Origin of the sequence: Nostoc sp. DedQUE02 (assembly GCF_034531035.1) — a bacterium.
Classification (GTDB): Bacteria; Cyanobacteriota; Cyanobacteriia; order Cyanobacteriales; family Nostocaceae; genus Nostoc.
Map to the genome: position 1 here is coordinate 1 of NZ_JAVRBY020000066.1, position 20,520 is coordinate 20,520.

16 protein-coding genes, 1 tRNA gene and 1 pseudogene are annotated in these 20,520 nt (G+C 41.8%); 12 read left to right on the forward strand and 6 right to left on the reverse strand.

Annotation, left to right across the window (positions count from 1 at the left end; genetic code table 11):
- Nucleotides 1–257: 257 nt before the first annotated feature.
- Nucleotides 258–1,631, forward strand: a complete 1,374-nt coding sequence (locus tag RMX98_RS30395; RefSeq protein WP_322677010.1) for an HNH endonuclease domain-containing protein — start codon at nucleotides 258–260, stop codon at nucleotides 1,629–1,631.
- A gap of 28 nt (nucleotides 1,632–1,659) precedes the next feature.
- Nucleotides 1,660–2,205, forward strand: a pseudogene (locus tag RMX98_RS30400) (aminotransferase class V-fold PLP-dependent enzyme); the annotation flags it as partial.
- A gap of 82 nt (nucleotides 2,206–2,287) precedes the next feature.
- Here RMX98_RS30400 and pyrE read toward each other — a convergent pair.
- Nucleotides 2,288–2,911, reverse strand: coding sequence for an orotate phosphoribosyltransferase (gene pyrE, locus RMX98_RS30405; protein ID WP_322677009.1), 624 nt, complete (start codon nucleotides 2,909–2,911; stop codon nucleotides 2,288–2,290).
- Nucleotides 2,912–3,011: 100 nt separating this feature from the next.
- Between pyrE and RMX98_RS30410 the strand changes: the two genes are divergently transcribed.
- A complete protein-coding gene (locus tag RMX98_RS30410) occupies nucleotides 3,012–3,443 on the forward strand; it encodes a hypothetical protein (RefSeq protein WP_322677008.1) in 432 nt (143 codons plus the stop codon).
- Nucleotides 3,444–3,602: 159 nt separating this feature from the next.
- Here the strand turns inward: RMX98_RS30410 and RMX98_RS30415 are convergent.
- Nucleotides 3,603–3,675 (reverse strand) — tRNA-Ile (locus RMX98_RS30415).
- Nucleotides 3,676–3,971: 296 nt separating this feature from the next.
- Here RMX98_RS30415 and RMX98_RS30420 point away from each other — a divergent pair.
- Together RMX98_RS30420 and RMX98_RS30425 are read left to right on the forward strand one after the other, a co-directional pair.
- On the forward strand, nucleotides 3,972–4,673 hold the full coding sequence (locus RMX98_RS30420) for a hypothetical protein (RefSeq protein WP_322677007.1): 702 nt from the start codon (nucleotides 3,972–3,974) through the stop codon (nucleotides 4,671–4,673).
- A gap of 112 nt (nucleotides 4,674–4,785) precedes the next feature.
- Nucleotides 4,786–6,216, forward strand: coding sequence for a hemolysin family protein (locus tag RMX98_RS30425; RefSeq protein ID WP_322677006.1), 1,431 nt, complete (start codon nucleotides 4,786–4,788; stop codon nucleotides 6,214–6,216).
- 9 nt (nucleotides 6,217–6,225) lie between these two features.
- Here the strand turns inward: RMX98_RS30425 and queC are convergent, their stop codons facing one another.
- Nucleotides 6,226–6,903, reverse strand: coding sequence for a 7-cyano-7-deazaguanine synthase QueC (queC, locus tag RMX98_RS30430; protein ID WP_322677005.1), 678 nt, complete (start codon nucleotides 6,901–6,903; stop codon nucleotides 6,226–6,228).
- Between the two features lie 339 nt (nucleotides 6,904–7,242).
- Here queC and RMX98_RS30435 point away from each other — a divergent pair, with 339 nt between their 5' ends.
- The 6 genes from RMX98_RS30435 to rdgB all read left to right on the forward strand — a co-directional run bounded on the left by RMX98_RS30435 (nucleotide 7,243) and on the right by rdgB (nucleotide 13,749).
- Nucleotides 7,243–8,325: a Gfo/Idh/MocA family oxidoreductase gene (locus RMX98_RS30435; RefSeq protein ID WP_322677004.1), complete on the forward strand. Its 1,083-nt coding sequence runs from the start codon at nucleotides 7,243–7,245 to the stop codon at nucleotides 8,323–8,325.
- Nucleotides 8,326–8,794: 469 nt separating this feature from the next.
- Nucleotides 8,795–9,418 carry a DedA family protein gene (locus RMX98_RS30440; RefSeq protein ID WP_322677003.1) on the forward strand — a complete coding sequence of 208 codons (624 nt, stop codon included), beginning with the start codon at nucleotides 8,795–8,797 and terminating at the stop codon, nucleotides 9,416–9,418.
- 240 nt (nucleotides 9,419–9,658) lie between these two features.
- Nucleotides 9,659–10,810: a ParM/StbA family protein gene (locus tag RMX98_RS30445; protein ID WP_322677002.1), complete on the forward strand. Its 1,152-nt coding sequence runs from the start codon at nucleotides 9,659–9,661 to the stop codon at nucleotides 10,808–10,810.
- Between the two features lie 5 nt (nucleotides 10,811–10,815).
- A complete protein-coding gene (locus RMX98_RS30450; protein WP_322677001.1) occupies nucleotides 10,816–11,295 on the forward strand; it encodes a plasmid segregation centromere-binding protein ParR in 480 nt (159 codons plus the stop codon).
- Nucleotides 11,296–11,648: 353 nt separating this feature from the next.
- A complete protein-coding gene (locus RMX98_RS30455; RefSeq protein ID WP_322677000.1) occupies nucleotides 11,649–13,085 on the forward strand; it encodes a phosphoglucomutase/phosphomannomutase family protein in 1,437 nt (478 codons plus the stop codon).
- A 79-nt stretch (nucleotides 13,086–13,164) separates the two neighbouring features.
- Nucleotides 13,165–13,749, forward strand: a complete 585-nt coding sequence (gene rdgB, locus RMX98_RS30460) for an RdgB/HAM1 family non-canonical purine NTP pyrophosphatase (protein WP_322676999.1) — start codon at nucleotides 13,165–13,167, stop codon at nucleotides 13,747–13,749.
- A 121-nt stretch (nucleotides 13,750–13,870) separates the two neighbouring features.
- Here rdgB and RMX98_RS30465 read toward each other — a convergent pair whose 3' ends face one another.
- The 3 genes from RMX98_RS30465 to thiD all read right to left on the reverse strand — a co-directional run bounded on the left by RMX98_RS30465 (nucleotide 13,871) and on the right by thiD (nucleotide 16,217).
- Nucleotides 13,871–14,209 carry a P-II family nitrogen regulator gene (locus RMX98_RS30465; protein ID WP_012410794.1) on the reverse strand — a complete coding sequence of 113 codons (339 nt, stop codon included), beginning with the start codon at nucleotides 14,207–14,209 and terminating at the stop codon, nucleotides 13,871–13,873.
- A gap of 353 nt (nucleotides 14,210–14,562) precedes the next feature.
- On the reverse strand, nucleotides 14,563–15,171 hold the full coding sequence (locus RMX98_RS30470; RefSeq protein ID WP_322676998.1) for a hypothetical protein: 609 nt from the start codon (nucleotides 15,169–15,171) through the stop codon (nucleotides 14,563–14,565).
- 212 nt (nucleotides 15,172–15,383) lie between these two features.
- Complete coding sequence (gene thiD / locus RMX98_RS30475) at nucleotides 15,384–16,217, reverse strand: bifunctional hydroxymethylpyrimidine kinase/phosphomethylpyrimidine kinase (RefSeq protein ID WP_322676997.1); 834 nt, start codon at nucleotides 16,215–16,217, stop codon at nucleotides 15,384–15,386.
- Between the two features lie 1,266 nt (nucleotides 16,218–17,483).
- Here thiD and RMX98_RS30480 point away from each other — a divergent pair.
- Nucleotides 17,484–20,360, forward strand: coding sequence for a choice-of-anchor D domain-containing protein (locus RMX98_RS30480; protein WP_322676996.1), 2,877 nt, complete (start codon nucleotides 17,484–17,486; stop codon nucleotides 20,358–20,360).
- The last annotated feature ends 160 nt before the right edge of the window (nucleotides 20,361–20,520 follow it).

The following is a 20,520-nucleotide window of genomic DNA, read 5'->3' on the forward strand; positions in this document are numbered from 1 at the left end:
TATGGGTCAGCCACTTTATATAGTACATAAATACTATAAAATAGCGATCACGCTGTGCCAGTTGCGTAAGTCCTGTTTTCTCTACTTACCTGGACGCGATCGCTATTGTTATCTTCTAATGTCACAAATTCTTCTGCCATAACTCATGTATTCAATACTTTCTATTGCTTTGTTAGCATATATGATAACAAAAATAAAACATAAATTAACATAAAAGTTAACAAAGTTATATTCCCTGCCCTGTGATAATGGAAATCATGGGAAAAGCAGGACAAGCACTAAGACAAGTTTTAGAATCTTACAACATTAGCCAAAGCCAGCTGGCAATAGGTTTAGGTGTTGAACGTCCGATTGTCTTTCGTTGGTATCACGAAAAAATTGACCCTACTGCTGAAACTGTTGCAGACATTGTTAAGGCATTAAATAAGATTAATAAATCAGCCGCAAATGATTTTATTCAAGCATATTTAGGAGAGTTGGCATTATTTAAAAATCAACTTACGAATCAAGACTTACCATTATCAGATAAAGTTAATGTTACAGTTTTAGCTCAAATATTTAACAATATAACTAACTCTTATAAATATCTTTACTTCTTATCATTATTAGATATATTAAAAAGGAGAAGTTTTGATACTTTATCGCCTATTACTTTTCAAGAAATTATTGTCGAAATGTTAGCTAATGCTTGGTATCCTCACAAATATTTTAAACTCTCTTTTGGTAAGCAAGACCAAATTGCTAATAAATTAGATGCTCTTGATCTGGAAATTACAGAACCAATTTTAAAGTTTAGAGATACAGATAAAAAACTTTTGCGTACCTCTATTAATAATCAAAATCTTGATAATATTGTTATTTCTATTAATCGCTATGTATCTTACCGTTTAATTCGTCCTTTCTTTTCTCAAGAAATCAGAGGATTAAAAGATTACGATGTTGACCCTGTTATTATTAGTTTAGCTAACAATCAATTTGATACTAAAAAGCCTTTATATTATTTTAACGCTGAAGAACCAAAAAATTGTAACGCCATTATTTTACATCCAGATTGGATTGAATATTTAGAGGAAAACTACACAATAGTTAGGGGGTGGGCTTCTTGGGAATGGTTGAATTATATGCAACTGAGAAACCCCAGCACTCCTAATGTGGTTAACAAACTATTTATGCCACAAGAAAGAGATTCTTTGGCAAATCAAAATAAATATTGGAAAACTATTTTAGAATATCGAGATATTAAATGTATTTATTCAAAAGTTCAATTAAATAAGAATGACATTTCCTTAGATCATTATTTACCTTGGTCTTTTGTAGCTCATAATCAATTATGGAATTTGATTCCAACAACAAAATCTGTTAATTCTTCTAAATCTAATAGTTTACCGTCAGAAGAATATTTTCTTGATTTTGTAAGATTACAACATTTAGGCTTAACGATTTATAAGCAAAGTGTTTCTCAAATAAAATGGTCAAATGATATTGAAACTTTTGTTGCAGAATTGAAAGTTGATCAACCAGACGAATTATTAAATTTAGAAATCCTCATTAATGCTTATACAAAAACTATAAAACCCTTAATTTCTTTAGCAATTTTGCAAGGTTTTACTCCCAATTGGATTTATGTCTAAGAAACAGTGAACCCACTTTTATGCACCTAAAGGCGTTGGTGCATTAGTAGTAAAAAAAGGTTATCCTCTTGAACCGCTTATTTACGGTGGTGGACATCAACAAGGACTCAGATCGGGTACACTCAATGTCCCCGGAATAGCTGGCTTAGGGGAAGCTTGTAGATTGAGACAGTTGGAGATGGGAGTAGATGAAAGTGCGATGCCTGCGGCGGGCTGCGCCTACGCACTTTTGCGAGATCAGCTACAAAATCTACTCAAGGCTCAAATTTCTGATTTACTGGTGAATGGAGACTTAAACAACCGTTTATCAGGTAACTTACATATTTCTATCCCTGACATCCCTAATAGTGCCATTATTGCTAGAGTTCGCCATCAATTAGCTATTTCTACAGGTGCGGCTTGTTCATCAGGTATTGTCGCGCCATCTCACGTTCTGCAAGCTATGAATCTTGCGGAAAATATAATTGAGGGAGCGTTAAGAATTGGTATTGGGAAATTTACAACCAAAGAAGAAATTGAAAAAGCATCTTCTGCGATCGCCAGTGCAGTAAAGGCTATTTTGAGCCTAAATTAATAAAACCCTTATTAGGGCTTTAAGAGTAATATTTTAAATTACACAAATCTGTCAAATCGTCAAATAATTTGGCAAGCGACACTTATGAATTCGCAAGTTGTCGGTAGCGTTCCTGAACTTCCTGAATCGAAAACAAAGTTTCAAACTTCAACCCTGCTGACTCGTACAACTCACCTCCGCCTTGTTGTCGATCTACTAGTGATATTATTTGATTTACGGTATAACCTGCATCTTTAAGACGCTCAACTGCTTTTAAAGCAGATTGTCCAGTTGTCACTACATCTTCCAAAACTACTACTTTTGCACCTTCAGGTAAAGTGGGGCCTTCTATATAAGCTTTCGTTCCATAACCCTTAGCTTCCTTGCGAATAATCAGCGCTGGTATCGGGCGGTTTTCATAAACAGAAACTACACTCACTGCTGTCACCATTGGATCAGCCCCCATCGTTAAACCACCTACAGCTTGTGTATCTATAGGTAGCAAAGGAAACAGTAAACGTCCGACAGCCAAAGCTCCTTGAGGGTGGAGTGTTACCTGCATCTTATTGACATAATAAGAGCTACGCAGCCCAGAAGCGAGAACAAAATCACCTTCTTGATAAGCCAGTTGAGAAAATAAATCTAGTAGCTTGTGGCGCAAAATAGTCAAATCAGCAGTGGTTGACCAAGTATCTGAGTGGGTAAGAGTTTCAGTAGGATACGTCATTACAAAACATTAAAAGTTGTGCTACACCAAAGGTTGAACTCATCAGAGTTCTGAAATTAAGCATAAATTAAGATTGCCCAAAAATTGAGGAGTTAGGAACGTGGGTATAAAATTAAAAACCCTTGGTAGTTTATTGGTACTGCTTGCTGCTACTATTGCTTTTCCCTGTGTTGCATCTGCCCAAACCGAAACCCCCAAAACTGAAAGTGCGAATGATGTATTTGAACGAGCTTATTTTCGTCACGATCGCAATTTCTACGAAAATGGTAGCCTCAAGCGTCAGTTAGACTCATTGCTAGGACTTGGTTCCGGTTTCGGTGGTTCCTTTCCAGAAAATGAAATTGCCCGCGATGCTGAGTTGGTTAATACTCTATATCATGATGTCCTGACTCAGCAAGTTGGCAACGATCCTTATATTCGTACTCCTGATTTACCAAATCCTTATGACACATCGCTGCTGGTGTCTCCTCGCTATAGCAACAAACTTAAAGTAGGAACTGAATTCAGGTTTGAAACATTACCATCTCGGTAAGATTGGGGAGTGGGGAGTGGGAAAATACAGGGACAAGGAGAATAAACCATGCCCATGACGGCAGTTGACGGCAGTTGACGGCAGTTGCTCCACTTGGGGAGACCCCTGCGTACCCGTCACTACCTCCCCAATTCCCCATACCCATTTTTGATGATTCAGTGCGCCCTGCTGGAATCGAACCAGCCTGAAGACGAATTATGAGTTCGTTGCCTCCCCAATCGGCCAAAGGCGCTTATTTTGTTAGGTTGTGGGCTGCTACAAGTAAATTACTTCAACTTCTAGGTCAACCTTATTTGCTAATTTTAGAATAAGGAAAATACCTCATGCACTGACTTTAGCCAATTCCATGAATATAGCACAAATTTACCACGTGTGAATACTGGACAATAGTTTACTAGATTTTTATACTACATAATTTGATCATAGATATAGTGCAAACTAATATTGATTAAGTTCCTTTAAGGATTGAGGTCAAAAGCTTCACTATTCTTAAATAGACCAGCATTCTATTGTGATAGCTTGTCAGCGATGAAAATAAATTCTACTGTACTTCTTACTTTGATTTTGTTAATTCTGATGATGGGAGCAGGTTCTGTGAGCGCCTTTTTGGGCTTTGAACTGGGGAGTTCAGCACTTAAAGGCGTTACTACACCAGACGGGCGTCCCACAACCAAATTTGCCAGCAATAAGGGAAATAACTCCCAACAAGGAGGGCTGGTGCTATTAAAAGAGGAAGAGATTCTGAAAATTGTCAAGGCGCGAGTTGAGGGCAAGACCAAGGCAGCTAAATCGGAAAAGCTAGAGGAAGACGATGAAGAAACCAATAACAGCAAGCAGAAGCCAGAGGAAAAACCCCCAGAAGTAGTTGAAGAAAAACCCCTGCCTGGTTTCCCGGTTACTGCCCAGAGTGATGGCGTAACCATGACTGTGCAATCTGCCCGCTACTCTGGTGGTGATTTGCTACTGAAAGTGAAAATGCAGAACAAAGGTAAGGATTCTGTGCGATTTCTGTATAGTTTTTTAGATGTTACCGATGACAAAGGACGAACCCTAAGTGCTAGTACAGAAGGTTTACCAACAGAATTGCCTGTAAATGGGCCAGCATTTTCCGGTACAGTGAGCATTCCCACAGCATTACTTGATGATGTCAAGAAAATATCACTTGCTCTCACTGATTATCCCGCTCAAAAATTGAAGCTAGAGGCATCGGATATTCCTGTAGGAAGGTAGGAGAGGACTGGGGACTGGGGACTGGGCACTGGGGACTGGGAAATAGGAAATAAATATTTAGGAATACTTTCTCATTACCCAATACCCGATACCCAGTCCTCAATCCCCCTAAATGGAGGGCGTGAGTTTTACACGAGCTTTGGCGGTGAGTGGTTTTCCTAATTTAATTTGGACAGACGTGGCGCTACGGTTATTGTCAGTGCTACTACTGATTACCATAAATGCCTTTTTTGTAACGGCGGAATTTTCGATGGTGAGTGTGCGGCGATCGCGTATTCACCAGCTAGTTAAGGCTGGGGATGTTCCAGCGATCGCTGTCGAAATGCTACAACGCAGTATTGACCGACTGCTATCTACCACCCAGTTAGGCATTACTCTCTCCAGTTTGGCGCTGGGATGGATTGGCGAAAGTACGATTGTCGTACTGGTGAATGCTTGGCTCAAATCCTGGCCTTTACCCAGTAGCATGACTACCTTCCTGGCGCATTCTCTATCAATTCCCATTGCCTTTTTCTTAATTGCCTATTTGCAAATTGTGATCGGAGAACTATGTCCCAAATCCTTAGCCATGCTGTACTCAGAACAGCTAGCGAGATTTTTGGGGCCTTCAGTAAAAGCGATCGTGCGTTTTTTTGGCCCCTTCATCTGGATTCTCAACCAATCAACTCGTTTTTTATTGCGTATTTTTGGTATCCAATACACAGGTCAAGGCTGGCGACCGCCTGTAACTCCCGAAGAATTGCAACTGATTATCTCTACAGAATGGGGGTCTACTGGTTTACAGCGTGCAGAACGAGAACTGCTCAATAATGTCTTTGAGTTTGGGGATGTCATGGCCCAAGATGTGATGATCCCCCGTACCAGTATTATCACGCTGCCAAAAGATGCTACCTTTGAGACATTACTTAGGGAAATGGCTTCTACTGGTTACTCCCGCTATCCCGTGATTGGTGAATCTTTGGACCATGTTCGCGGCATTGTTTATTTTAAAGATTTGGCACAACCTTTGTCTGTAGGAAAGCTTGGTTTAGAGACACAGATCCAACCTTGGATGCGTCCCGCCCGCTTTGTTCCAGAACACACGCCCTTGAGTGAACTTTTGCCCATGATGCAGCAAGAGAAACCCGCTATGGTCATGGTAGTAAATGAATTTGGCTCTACTGTGGGACTAGTGACAATCAAAGATGTCATTGCCGAAATCATTGGCAACCCCAGTGAACCTGAAAACAGTGACGACTTACTGATTCAGATGTTAGATGAGCAAAAATTTCTGGTGCAGGCACAAATCAACCTCGAAGACCTCAACGAAGTTTTGCATCTCAATTTGCCCCTGACCAGAGAATATCAAACACTAGGGGGCTTCTTGCTGTACGAGTTACAGAAAATTCCGGCCATTGGCGAAACCTTCTGTTATCAAAATCTCGAATTCACTGTGATATCAATTGTTGGGCCACGCTTGCATCAAATTCAACTGCAACGCCTAGAGGAAGAGGGGAGAGCAGAGGAGCAGGGGAGCAGAGGGGCAGGGGATAATGACAAATGACAAATGCCTCTACTGTGTATACGCTACTGGATCAACAAGTCCCAATTCGGCAAAAGCTGCTAGCCGCAAACGACAAGAATCACACACGCCGCAGGCGACATCATCACCAGCATAGCAAGACCAAGTTAGCTCCCAAGGAACTCCTAATTGGTTCCCCAGTTGGATGATTTCGGTTTTTTTCAGGTTGATTAGGGGTGCAACGATATTAATTGGTTGTCCCTCACGCCCTTGTTTGGTTCCCAAGCGAAAAACTTCTTGCATTGCTTGGATATAGTCGGGGCGACAATCAGGATATCCTGAGTAATCTAAGGCATTGATGCCGATATAGACACGCTCTGCTGCGATCGCTTCGGCGTAACTAAGAGCAAAGCTTAAAAAGATGGTATTACGAGCCGGAACATAAGTGACAGGAATATTTTGAGACATTTCATCTAGCGATCGCTCCTGGGGTAGATCAATCGCGTCATCGGTAAGCGCGGAACCACCCCATTGTCGTAAGTCAAAATTAACTATCTGATGTTTTGCGATCGCAGCTTTTTGAGCGATAGTCAGGGCTGACTCTAACTCTCGTCGATGTCGCTGCTGGTAATCAAAGGAAATAGCATGACATTCACAGCCATCAGCCTTAGCTTTGTACAGAATTGTGGAAGAGTCCAATCCCCCAGATAACAGAATTACAGCTTTCATCTCGGTTGCAAATTTTGGATTTCAAATCGCTAAATCAAACCTTAACAAGATGCCACAAAGCAATGTCAAGGATAATTTATACTTAGGTCTTACTAAATTTTTTAAACTTAATCAAAAGACATATTTTTTTGGAGAAAGTGCAAAATCCAAAACAAACCCGAAATATCTATACAAAAGATATTTGGATTACGGGAACCGATCACAAACTTTGAAATTCTTCATAAACATAGGCTCTATGTTACCATCTGGATGGTTTTAGACGGATCGTAACTGGCATTTCGAGTATAAACGCCAACGGCCGTAGCGTCTCTAAATTTGGTGGTTGAGGAGAGAATAATAGTGCAAGATAGCATGTCAGTAGCAGAATCGAATCCATATACACAGCGCAACCAGCCACGACCGATCCGCATAGGCGTGATTGGAGTGGGTAACATGGGACAACACCACGCTCGCGTGCTGAGTTCAATGAAAGATGTTGAACTGGTCGGAGTGGCAGATATTAATGTCGAACGAGGATTAGAAACTGCCAGCAATTACAAGGTGCGTTTTTTTGAAGATTACTGTGACCTGCTACCCCTTGTGGAAGCAGTTTGTGTAGCTGTTCCCACCCGTCTGCACTATGCCGTGGGCATCAACTGTCTGTTAGCGGGAATTCATGTTTTGATTGAAAAACCGATCGCAGCCAGTATTTCTGAGGCAGAGTCTTTAGTAAATGCCGCAGCTGAGTCTGGATGTATCCTGCAAGTAGGTCATATTGAGCGTTTTAACCCAGCTTTTAAAGAACTGAGCCAAGTTCTAAAAACAGAGGAATTGCTGGCGCTAGAAGCCCATAGAATGAGTCCTTACTCAGATCGGGCAAATGATGTTTCAGTTGTGCTGGATTTAATGATCCATGACATCGATCTACTTCTGGAATTAGCTGCTTCCCCAGTCACAAAATTGACAGCTAGCGGTACTCGCTCCCTAGACTCTGGTTATTTAGATTACGTAACCGCCACCTTGGGTTTTGCCAATGGTATTGTTGCGACTCTGACCGCCAGTAAAGTCACTCACCGCAAAATTCGCCGGATTGTCGCTCATTGCAAAAATTCATTTACTGAGGCAGATTTCCTCAAGAATGAAATTTTGATTCACCGACAAACCACTGCCAATTCTCTCACCGACCACCGACAAGTACTTTACAGACAAGATGGTGTGATTGAAAAAGTCTACACCAGCAATATTCAACCCTTAAGTGCAGAATTAGAGCATTTTGTCAACTGTGTACACGGTGGCAATCAACCCTCAGTAGGTGGTGAACAAGCTCTCAAAGCCCTGAGATTGGCAAGTTTGATTGAACAAATGGCCCTGGAGGATCGAGTTTGGAATCCCTTGGACTGGCAATCAGAACCAAGGGTACAATCATTGACCCCGACAGCCTAGAAGAGGAAGAGAGGAGGAGATGAGAGGGATGAAGGGGACAAGGTAAAACTTTCTTCCTTCTCTGTTCCTGCTTTCCCACAGCATCAACTCAGAAGAAAACTCTAAACTATGTTTTGAAATTTGTCATCAAATCTTTAGATCCTCCCTAGTCCTTCAAAAAAATGACTAAGGGGGATCTAAAAAATTGGAAAATAAAACCTAGTGGTTCATGTCATTAATTAAATTGTGATAAATAAGTACGATCAGATCCCCGATTTCTTCAAGAAGTCGGGGATCTCGCAGCCCCGCAAAATTAATGAAACAGACCCTTAACTTCCACCTGTCTGACTCTGTTTTTCAGTTGCGATGCCAACTTTTAGTACAGCTAATGTTACCTTGACTCTAACAATCCAGGACAATTACCTTTTAAAAAAGCTAAGGCGGAATCTTAGTAACAGGACTAGTACAGCAATTTCAGGAATATGACTTAATGCTTGAATGGATAACTAATACTATCAACTATTTTGGCTATTGGGGAATCGCCCTACTAATGTTCCTAGAAAACCTTTTTCCCCCCATTCCTTCAGAATTGATTATGCCACTGGCTGGATTTACAGCAAGTCCATATCAACCAGGAGGGGCAAAGCTAAATATTATTGGTGTGTTTTTCGCAGGACTTTTGGGTTCTGTATTGGGCGCACTTATTTGGTACTATCCAGGTAAGTTTTTGGGCGAAACTCGTTTGAAAGCTTGGGCTGACAAGTATGGCAAATGGCTGGCTATATCCAGTAAAGATATCACCAAGGCCAAAGAGTGGTTTGACCGACAAGGTAGAACAGCAGTATTAATTGGTCGTCTTGTACCAGGAATCCGCACCTTGATTTCTGTTCCTGCCGGGATCAGCAATATGCCTCTGCTACCATTTTTGTTTTACACAACAGTAGGTAGCGCTGCTTGGGTGGGCTTGTTAACATACTCAGGATACGCATTAGGTAGTCAGTATGAACTTGTGGACAAGTACCTTGCTCCTGTATCCAAAATCGTACTTGGGGGTTTGGTTCTAGCATTTGTTTTCTGGATATTCAAGCGCCAGTTAAGACGTACTAGAAGATGAAACATGGACGCTTTTGGTTTGAAAGCAGTGAAAGCAGGGGTTACATCTGGCCAAAATTCGCCTACACTATGCCAAATAATACTAGATGTGCGAAAGCATGAGCTTATCGGAGGTATCGCCGGAATTAATTTTTGGCGTATTTCTAGCTACACTTGACGCAACCTAGAATTTCTGGTTGCTCGCATTTTTGTAAGATGAGCATGACAACTTTTTACAGTTAAGTTTGAACTAGGAGCTTTCATGACAGACCAACCTTCCGCCGCTACCCCTATTAATGCTGCTGCTATACCCATGAATAGGGTGTCAGCATCGACTCCCATTAATGCTGTTAATAATCCTGCCAAGCCAGCCGGTGGTTCCGGAAAAACCATTCTCAGTGTTGATTTAGGCAGAACTTCTACAAAAACTTGTGTGAGTCGTGAACCTGGCAGTGTGGTGTTCGTACCTGCCAATGTCAAGCAGATGTCAATCGAACAAGTACGCGGTGGTGTTTTTGAAGCCAGGGCTACTGACCCCTTAATGGATTTATGGCTGGAGTACCAAGGAAATGGATATGCTGTTGGTCAACTGGCAGCCGATTTTGGGGCGAATTTAGGAGTCGGACAATCTAAGGTAGAGGCTGCACTGGTAAAAGTGTTAGCAAGTGCTGGCTACTTCAAACTCAGAGACGATATCTCTGTTGTACTAGGTTTGCCTTTTCTTTCCTTGGAGCAATTTGAAAAAGAAAAAGCACAGTTGATTAGCCAAGTAGGTGGCCCTCACGTGTTGAACTTCCGAGGCGAATCTGTGTCGCTGAACGTTAGTAAGGTATGGGTCATGCCAGAAGGCTACGGCAGCCTGTTATGGTCTGAAGCTCAACCCAAGAAAAACCCTGGCAGTCCCGATTTTACAAAAATATCGGTGGCGATCGTCGATATTGGTCATCAAACCGTCGATCTTTTGATGGTAGATAACTTCCGTTTTGCCAGAGGTGCTTCTAAGAGCGAAGACTTCGGGATGAATAAGTTTTATGAATTGGTGTCTGCCGAAATCGAGGGAGCAGATAGTCAATCTCTAGCGTTGATTTCTGCTGTGAACAAACCTAGAGGTGAACGCTTTTACCGTCCTAAAGGCGCTAGCAAGCCCACCAACCTAGATGATTTTCTTCCCAACCTTACAGAGATGTTTTCGCGCGAAATCTGTAGCCGTGTGCTAGCCTGGTTGCCAGAACGTGTCACCGATGTGATTCTTACTGGCGGCGGTGGTGAGTTCTTCTGGGACGACGTTCAACGTCTGCTCAAAGAAGCAAAGATTAATGCTCATTTAGCAGCACCTTCCCGTCAGGCGAATGCTTTGGGGCAGTATATTTATGGAGAGGCACAATTATCCTCCAATCGCGCTGCTAGGGCATAAAGCTGATGTTCCAATGGTCAAAAAAGGTAGTTAAATCCGTCACGTTCAACCCAGAGCTTGCTGATGAAAGCTTGTTAGCGCAAGTAGAAAGTTATTTGGAAAAACAACCAGACAAGACTTTCAGCGACCTCTGTAAAGAAGCCTTATGGCAATCTTTATGTGTACCGGAACCTGTACAACCTGCTCCACAAACAGCAGTAACAACACCGATTGATCAACAAATCGATGAACTGCAACGTCAAGTGGCTGGACTTGAGGAACGTTTTTTTGCCAAGGGATCTAATCGTTTGGAGGCGATGGAACATCATCTACTGCAACTTTCTCAACAAGTTGCACAACTGGCGCTCATCGTCAACGATCGCTCGTTCGTTCCGTCTCCAACTCAATTAGAAGTAGTAAATAATACTTCTTATACTGTTGCTACCCCTCCTCAAGAGGTTGACCCCGTAATCAGTCGCCTTAGTCAGTTTCTCGATGATTTTTAAGGAAAAATCAGGTTTGTGAGCAGTTTTTGCTCATGTTAACAATCCTTAATAGTGAATACTATTAAGGATTATTAATGTTTATATATACTTTTTAGAAATGCGATCGCGAGCGCTCTTTTATCCCTCTGAAAAAATCAAATATTTATAGGTTGGGTTTAACTTTGTTCAACTAACAAAATCAAGGATTCTTAATGTTTGGTTTTGTTCCTCTGTTCAAGCTACCCCTAAATTTTAAAAAATTAATCACAAATTTTGTCTTGAATATTATTAGTACATATTTTTACTAGATTCTTTTTTTACTCTGTACACTGTATAAATGCTAGAATCCTCAAGTAGACAGTTAGGATACTTAGATGCCAGTTGTAGCTAACTCAATCAAGTTTGGTACAGACGGCTGGCGGGGCATTATTGGTGACGAGTTCACCTTTGAACGCCTAGCCCTGGTCGCGCCAGTTGCCGCAAAAGTATTATATGATACGTATTTTTCTACGGTTGGTAGCCGAACAATAATTGTCGGTTATGATCGCCGATTCATGGCCGAAGACTTTGCTCGTGCTGTTGCCGATACTGTCAGTGCTGTCGGATTTGATGTGCTACTGAGCGAGAGCTATGCCCCAACCCCAGCTTATAGTTGGGCGGCAAAAGAACTCAATGCTTTAGGGGCACTGGTAATTACAGCCAGCCATAATCCTGGTAAATATTTGGGTTTAAAAGTCAAGGGTTATTTTGGTGGGTCAGTACCACCAGAAGTTACAAAAGAGATAGAAGATCAGTTAGTGGTGGGAGTACCACTAGCAGCTACCCCAGGTAAGCAAGAGAAATTCGATCCTTGGCCCAGTTATACCCAAGCACTAGAACGTAAAGTTGATATCGCCAAACTTCGAGAAGCGATCGCATCTGGCAAACTAACGTTATTTGCCGATGTCATGCATGGCGCTGCGGCTGGCGGATTGGCGAGACTACTAGGCAATCAGGTCAAAGAAATCAACTCAGAACGCGATCCCCTGTTTGGTGGCGGTGCGCCTGAACCCTTGCCTAAATACCTTTCAAAGCTATTTGAAGTCATCAAGACTCACCGAGAAACCGATAAATCAGGTTTAACAGTGGGGTTGGTATTTGATGGAGACTGCGATCGCATTGCAGCAGTAGATGGAGAATCCAACTTCCTAAGTTCTCAAGTATTAATCCCGATATTAATCGACCACTTAACCCTGCGGCGCGACTTTAAGGGTGAAATAGTTAAAACTGTTAGTGGTTCCGACTTGATGCCTCTTGTAGCAGCACTACACAACCTATCAGTATTTGAAACAGCAGTTGGTTATAAATACATCGCTGACAGAATGTTAGCAGCAGAGGTGTTGCTGGGCGGCGAAGAGTCGGGAGGAATTGGCTATGGCAGCCATATTCCCGAACGCGATGCGCTGTTGTCAGCATTGTACGTGCTAGAGGCGATTGTAGAATCTGGTTTAGATTTAGGTGAGTATTATCGCTACTTGCAGAAACAAACAGGATTTATCTCAGCTTACGATCGCATTGATTTACCCTTAGCAAGTATGGAAGTGCGATCGCGTCTTTTGCAACAACTGCAAACTCAACCCTTAACGGAAATTGCAGGTAAAGCAGTAATTGATTGCCAAACAATTGACGGCTACAAATATCGCCTAGCTGATAAAAGCTGGTTAATGATTCGATTTAGTGGGACTGAGCCAGTTTTACGCCTCTACTGCGAAGCCCCAACAATTGAGCAAGTGCATCAAACTCTTGCTTGGGCGAAACAGTGGGCGGGGTAAAATTCATTATTAGTCATTTATCATTTGTCCTTGGAAAATGACAAATGACTAATAACTAATGACCAATGACTAATTACCAATGACCAAATTACTTGTAGTAGCCACAGGAAATCCAGGTAAGCTGCGGGAAATGCAAGCTTACTTGGAAAATTCTGGTTGGGAATTAACCCTCAAACCTGAAGAATTAGAAATTGAAGAGACGGGCGAAACCTTTGCTGCTAATGCTTGTCTAAAAGCGTCACAAATTGCTAAAGCTACGGGTAACTGGGCGATTGCTGATGATTCAGGTTTGCAAGTAGATGCCCTAAATGGCGCACCAGGGGTTTATTCTGCACGTTACGCCAAAACCGACTCAGAACGGATTGCTAAGTTATTGAAAGAATTAGGCAACGAGGTAAATCGACAAGCACAATTTGTTTGTGCAGTAGCGATCGCTCGTCCTGATGGTGCGATCGTATTAGAATCTGAAGGTGTTTGTCGCGGCGAAATTCTCCACGCACCTCGTGGGGATAGTGGTTTCGGCTACGACCCAATTTTTTATGTGCAAGAGTTGCAATTGACTTTTGCTGAAATGACACGGGAGTTAAAGAGGTCAATTAGCCACCGAGGCAAGGCTTTTACAGCTTTACTTCCGCAACTGGAGAGAATTAAGAGACGCGATTAATCGCGTCTGTACAAAAGTTAAGAGTAGAGACGCGATTAATCGCGTCTGTTAGGATTTATGAATTCTGCTAAACATTCATTATTCCTAACTCACAACTCATAACTCTTAACTCTTAACTTTTTTAAACTGCTTCTGTGTTTTTTTCGCCGGTGCGAATCCGAATCACTTGCTCAACAGGCGAGATGAAAATCTTACCATCGCCGATTTCACCAGTGCGGGCAGCAGCAATAATTTTGTCCACCACCATATCAACCTGATTGTCATCAACTACGATTTCCACTTTGAGTTTTTGCAAAAACTCAACAGTGTACTCAGAACCACGATAACGTTCGGTTTGGCCTTTCTGCCGTCCGAACCCCCGAACTTCAGAAACAGTCATACCAACAATACCAGCGTTAACCAAGGCAATTTTCACCTCATCTAGCTTAAATGGACGGATAATAGCTTCTACTTTTTTCATCTTCTTGACTCCTGACTTCTACTAGCTTCGTTTATATATCTAACCAGATTCCCTGTCTGAAGCTGTAACTAGCAGTGCTTTTCCTAAAAGATATGTAATAATTACCACTTTTTAAAATGTAGATGCTTTGCTTGACTGTTTGGGACATGAGAACCAGCAAGGATTTATTTGGATAATCTCTGAAGTTCTAACATAAAGAAGTTGCTGTCAATTTAGCATTTTATGTAGCTTTTATAACCTAAAAATAGATCAACTCCGCCACTTAGCAGATTTGTTCGGATATTTAGAGAGTGATTGCAGATAAATTGCATAGTAGCCTGAAAGTTTGATGCTGCTGACTGTGGGAATGTCAACTAACGTTTCTGATGTTCAAACAAGGGACGCACAATGAAATATCCAGCACTAAAGGCAGTTAGCATGATTAATAAGATGGTGATAATTAGCCACCAGCCATTGAGTCCCTTAATATCTGGCTCAGTAGTGGAATAATAACTTATCTGTTGCTCTTCTATAAAAACTGGTTCTGGTATTGAAAAATTCATTTCCATTACAGATGTAGAAAAGTCTTGACGACGGCTTTTTTCTGGTGGGGCTTTGGGTACAACGGATGGACGCGAACGAGAAACCTGCTGACGTGGACGCACTTGTGTTACTTGCTGTTTGGCGGCATCTTTAACCTCACCAGAAGCTTGAGTAGCTTGATGATAACTAGATGTAGCGTGGGAATCCACAAAATTTTGCAAGCGAGAAAAAGACTCAACGACTTTGGCAATTTCTTGGCGTAATAGTTGATTTTCTTGTGCTAGTTGCTGATTTTGGGTGGTGAGTGCATTTAGCCTCGCCTGTGCTGCTTGCAACTCTGTTGATAATTCCCTATATACAGACAATGGTACAGAGGGAGGGTGGGCTTGAGTAGTCGGTGTTGGCGAATTCCTGTGAACAGAACCTATGGTTGTTCGCATCGGGGGCTTGGTATTAAAAATCAAGGTGATTAGATCGTACAGAGATGCTAACAGAGATAGTCACCTCTGAAACTATGCCCAAGAATAATAGAAAAATATCCAAAGGGCAAAGATTTATTATGAGGGATTGGGAATTGGGGATTGAAAAGAGGCAGAGGGGCGGGGTGCAAAGGGAAAAACTCAACTCTTTTCCCTTACTTCTTTCCAAGTTCCTAGTCTCTAGTCCCTAGTCTCCACAATGGGAAGAAGTGTCCAACAGGACCTTGCCCTTCGCCAATATCTAGGGCGTAAGTGAGTGCAGTAGTCACATACTCCTTTGCCTGTTGCACTGCCTGCCACAAATCTTTTCCCTTAGCCAGATTAGCAGCGATCGCAGCTGATAGTGTACAACCAGTACCATGAGTATTTTTTGTCTCTACTTGCTGGCAAGTCAAAACTTTCAACTCGTCCCCATCAAACCAGATATCAACGCCACGCAAATCTCCTTGCATACCTCCGCCTTTGACTAAAACAGCCTTCGTCCTTAAAGTTTTGTGAATAATTTCAGCAGCAGCTTGCATATCCTCTAAAGAATTAATTTGCAAACCGCTCAAAATCTGGGCTTCATAGCGATTGGGCGTGATTATAACCGCCTTGGGAATCAGGGCATCGCACAGAGTCTTTACAGCCTCATCATCAATCAATTGGACTCCTGTACGTGACACCATTACTGGATCAACTACTAGATTATTGATTTGTAAAGCTTCCACCTGCTGGGCAACAGCAAAAATAATTTCCTGATTGAACAACATTCCAGTTTTGGCAGCTTGTACGCCAATATCTTCAACTACTGCCTGAATTTGCGCCACAACAGCCTCTTTTGGCATGGCATCAACCCTACTTACACCTAGAGTGTTTTGTGCCGTGACGCAGGTTATAGCGCTAGTACCGTGGACACAGTGAAAAGCAAAGGTGCGTAAATCAGCTTGAATTCCTGCACCGCCACCGCTATCTGATCCAGCAATGGTTAAAGCAACAGGTATTCTGGACTTTATTTCAGTGTTCATAATTGTGAAGATTATGTAAGTTGGCGTCATCAAACCAAACTATCTCAAAAGATTAAACTTCTTGCAAAAGTCGGGGTAAAGGTGAAGGGGAAAAGGGTAAAGAAACTCAAAACCCTTTACCTTTTTCCCTCTCTTGCAAAAATATATTTTTGCAAGAGGTCTATTGATGAACTAGGTTAAAACCCTCTTCTCTCCTTTGCAATCGCAACGACAAACATTTACAGCAACTTGACTTGAAAGTGCTGTTACCTTTTTTATCTATGAGAGGCTGTGCCAACGGGGTGTTTAGCCAGTGCTAAGTTGCGAATCTAACTTCTTTACTTGGAACTCGGAACTGCTTTGCTCAATTCTTTATTCCCTCTCTAATGTGTTCTGGTGTATGCAAGTTCATAACAGCTACTTACTGGCAAGAGGTCATTGCTTGGTGTAGGTGTAGGCTGCCAAAGGCATCGCTTCTTTAAAATATTTAGAGAAACTTCATCAAATCCTTGCACAAAGCGCTTTCTATTCCTATATCACTCTGGAAATTAACAGGACTCCATCAGACGCTTCCATATTTTTTTTGCTTTTGTTGTAAAAATTCTTACTATGTTCCGGAGATTTACTGATAACAAGTGCTGTTTGTAAAGGTTACTTTTAACTAAGTTCACAAGATTCAGTTACATACACCGTTTAGAACAGGTTCCACTAAGTTGTTGCATTAGTTCGCTTAAGTTAAGGGGTCAACCTACTAAAAGTTTCAACCAATTTAACTTTAACCACCGCAACTTTAAATCCCCAGTTACAGCCAGGGGTGCGTTTTACCTTGCCGATTTGGCAACCTCTTGACCTAAAACAACGGATAAAGTTCAGAGAAATTAGTATGCCAAATATCATCGCTATATCGAAATATAGCAGATGGTAAAACTGGTTCCTAAACAGATGAAGATACGATTCAATTCGACTTCATCCAGCCTTGCAGACATCGTCTGATTAGCAAAGCTGGAGGCGAAGCGTCTATACGCTAATCGTCCAATCACCCTCAACAAAACCCTGACGATTGACGGTATTGATACCCCTGGTTCAACCATCAACGGTTGACAGGATAAAAATTTTCAACCCTACAACAGCGTTTCTATAGGCAATGCGATTTCAAGTCGCGATCGGACGACTGTGACTGTTGTGAACAGTTCAGATAAATGACTCATTCAAATAACTACTTAGTAACTGAAGAAAGTTGCTGAGATTGTACTGCCAATTTCCTTTATACATATTCGGAGTAAATCTATGGCTGGCAAAACATACTACGTTTCTGGAACAGGTAATGATAATGGCAATAATGGTTTAAAAGAAGAATCTGCATTTCGCAGCTTAGGCAGAGCCGTGTATGAAATGAAAACAGGTGACACGCTCTACGTCATGAATGGAACTTATGAAACGAAAGGGATTACGCTTTTTAACTTGAATGGCTCACCAGACAACTGGACAACAATCAAAGCTTATCCTGGAGCCAAGCCTATTATAAAAACGAAGGGAGGTGGAATTAATGTATTTAGTTCATCCTACGTGCGAATTGAAGGACTTGATATAGAGGGCAATCGGGAAAACATCACTCTAGAATATGCCTTAAAAGAAAAGGATAACCTTAACAACCCCTTGACCAATGCTAATGGAATTGCTGTAAACGCATGGAAAAATAGTGAGGGAGTAGGTGGTACTAATCCCCATCATATTGTCATCAGTGGTAACACAATCCGTAACTTTCCAGGTGGAGGTATAGCATTTAATAATTCAGATTACATCACTGTTGAGAAAAATATTGTATCTGGAAATGCTTGGTATTCGCCGTGGGGAACTCAGGGAATCACAACTCTACGCAGTTTTAATTGGGATAACAATACCACTGACTACAGGATGATTTATCGAGATAACATTGTCTACGATAATAAAAACTTAGTTCCGTGGAAAGAAGCAGGCAAAATCACCGAAGGACACGGGATTATGCTTGATACTATTAGTAACACTAAAGATAATGTACCTTATACCGGTAAAGCATTAATTGCAAATAATATAACTTACAACAATGGAGCCGCAGGCATTGAAGTTTTCAAAGCTACAAATGTAGATGTTATCAACAACACAGCTTACCAGAATGGTCGTGTTCTTACAGGTTCTGGAGAGATTGGTGTTCTTTTCTCAGAAAATGTACATGCTTCCAATAACATCTTGTATGCAAGCGACGATCAAAATGCTAACAGCATCAAGTTTTCTAAAAATGTGACTTTTGATAACAATCTTGTTTATAACTCGAATCTATTCCAAGCTTCAGATGATCTCAAGGCCACAGGGTTACAGAATATTTTGGGTCAAGATCCCCAATTTGTTGATACGACCAAAAAGAATTTTGCGCTCAAACCTGGAAGTCCTGCGATCGATGCTGGTTCCAATGCCTTCAATAGCATTACTAAAAATATTCCTCAGGATGGCGATGGTAATGGCACCTCTGTAATTGATATTGGTGCATACGAAGCTCCCCGCATCTCCGCGACCGCCCCAGAAATTCAAGTTCTCAATGGCACAGTTGACATTGTAGATGGGAGTACTACTGCTATTAACTTTGGCGACACCACTGTTGGTAACACCCTGACTAAAACCTTCACCATCAAGAACACCGGTACAGCTGCACTCAACCTGAGTAATCTTAAACTTCCTGACAGATTTAGTTTATTGGGAACTCTTCCGACGAGTGTCGCTGCCAAAGGTTCCACTACTATATCGGTGGCACTCAACACTACTACACCAGGCACTTATAGTGGCAACCTCAGTTTAAACAACAACGATACTAATGAAAGTCCCTTTGACTTTGCGATTAGTGGTACAGTAAAACCTGCTCCTGCCCCGGAAATTCAAGTTCTCAATGGCACAGTTGACATTGTAGATGGGAGTACTACTGCTATTAACTTTGGCGACACCACTGTTGGTAACACCCTGACTAAAACCTTTACCATCAAGAACACCGGTACAGCTGCACTCAACCTGAGTAATCTTAAGCTTCCTGACGGATTTAGTTTAGTAGGAACTCTGCCGACGAGTGTTGTTGCCAATGATTCCACCACTATATCGGTGGTACTCAACGCTTCTACACTAGGCACTTATAGTGGCAACCTCAGTTTAAACAACAACGATAGTAATGAAAGTCCCTTTGACTTTGCGATTAGTGGTACAGTTAAACCCAAAATTATCAATGGCACAGCCGGCAATGATACCTTTATTACTCGGCTAAACAATGGCAATGACATCATCACAGACTTTGGTGGTGTAGGTGCTGGCTCAACCCCTTCGGCTACAGAAATTGCCAAAATAGACACCTTGCAATTTATTGGGGCTGACTTGACTGCGAGAAATCTGCAATTAACTCAAAATGGCGACAATTTAGAAGTCACCTTTGAAAATGTGGCTAATACCAAAGTCACTCTGCAAAACTTTAAGTTAGAAAACCTAGAGAACTTAGGTGCATCGACAACAACACCTGCCATCGGTAATATCGTATTTGACGGACAGGCTAAAGTTACCGACAGCTTTGATGTGATTAATGCCAACTCCACTCAAACTAGCATTTTCACTACAAACACTGTCACCTTCCTCAATGACTTAAACAATAACATTACCGGTTTTGATAACTCCAACGATGTGATTAATGGTCAAGGGGGTAATGACATCCTCGACGGGAAAAGTGGTGACGATCTGCTGCGGGGTGGTACTGGCAATGATCTTCTGATTGGTGGAAAAGGCAATGATACTCTTGTGGGTGGTATAGGTGCTGACTCTTTCGTGTACAACACTAATGCTGCCTTTACTAGTGCTGCTGTGGGTATTGATACCATCGCTGACTTCAATCACTCTGAAGGCGACAAGATTGCCCTTGCTAAGACCACCTTTAATGCCATTACTTCTGTTGTGGGAACAGGTTTTAGTAACGCCAGTGATTTTCAAGTCACCAGTTTAGGGGCACTTAGCAATGCTGTGATTGTTTACGACCCTATGACTGGGCAGTTACTATACAATCAAAATGGTAGTGCTGCTGGTTTTGGTAGTGGTGGTCAATTTGCACAACTTACTGGTGCGCCCACTCTTACTGCCTCTGACTTCATCATTCAAGCATAGTTACTGGTGCGCCCACTCTTACTGCCTCTGACTTCATCATTCAAGCATAGCTGGGTCGGGTCAACTGAATGCAAGTGCCATCCAAACATGAATCGAGTTTTAAGGTGGCTTTCAATTAGACAGACCACATCCATAGGGACGCAATAAACATAGGAGTAAA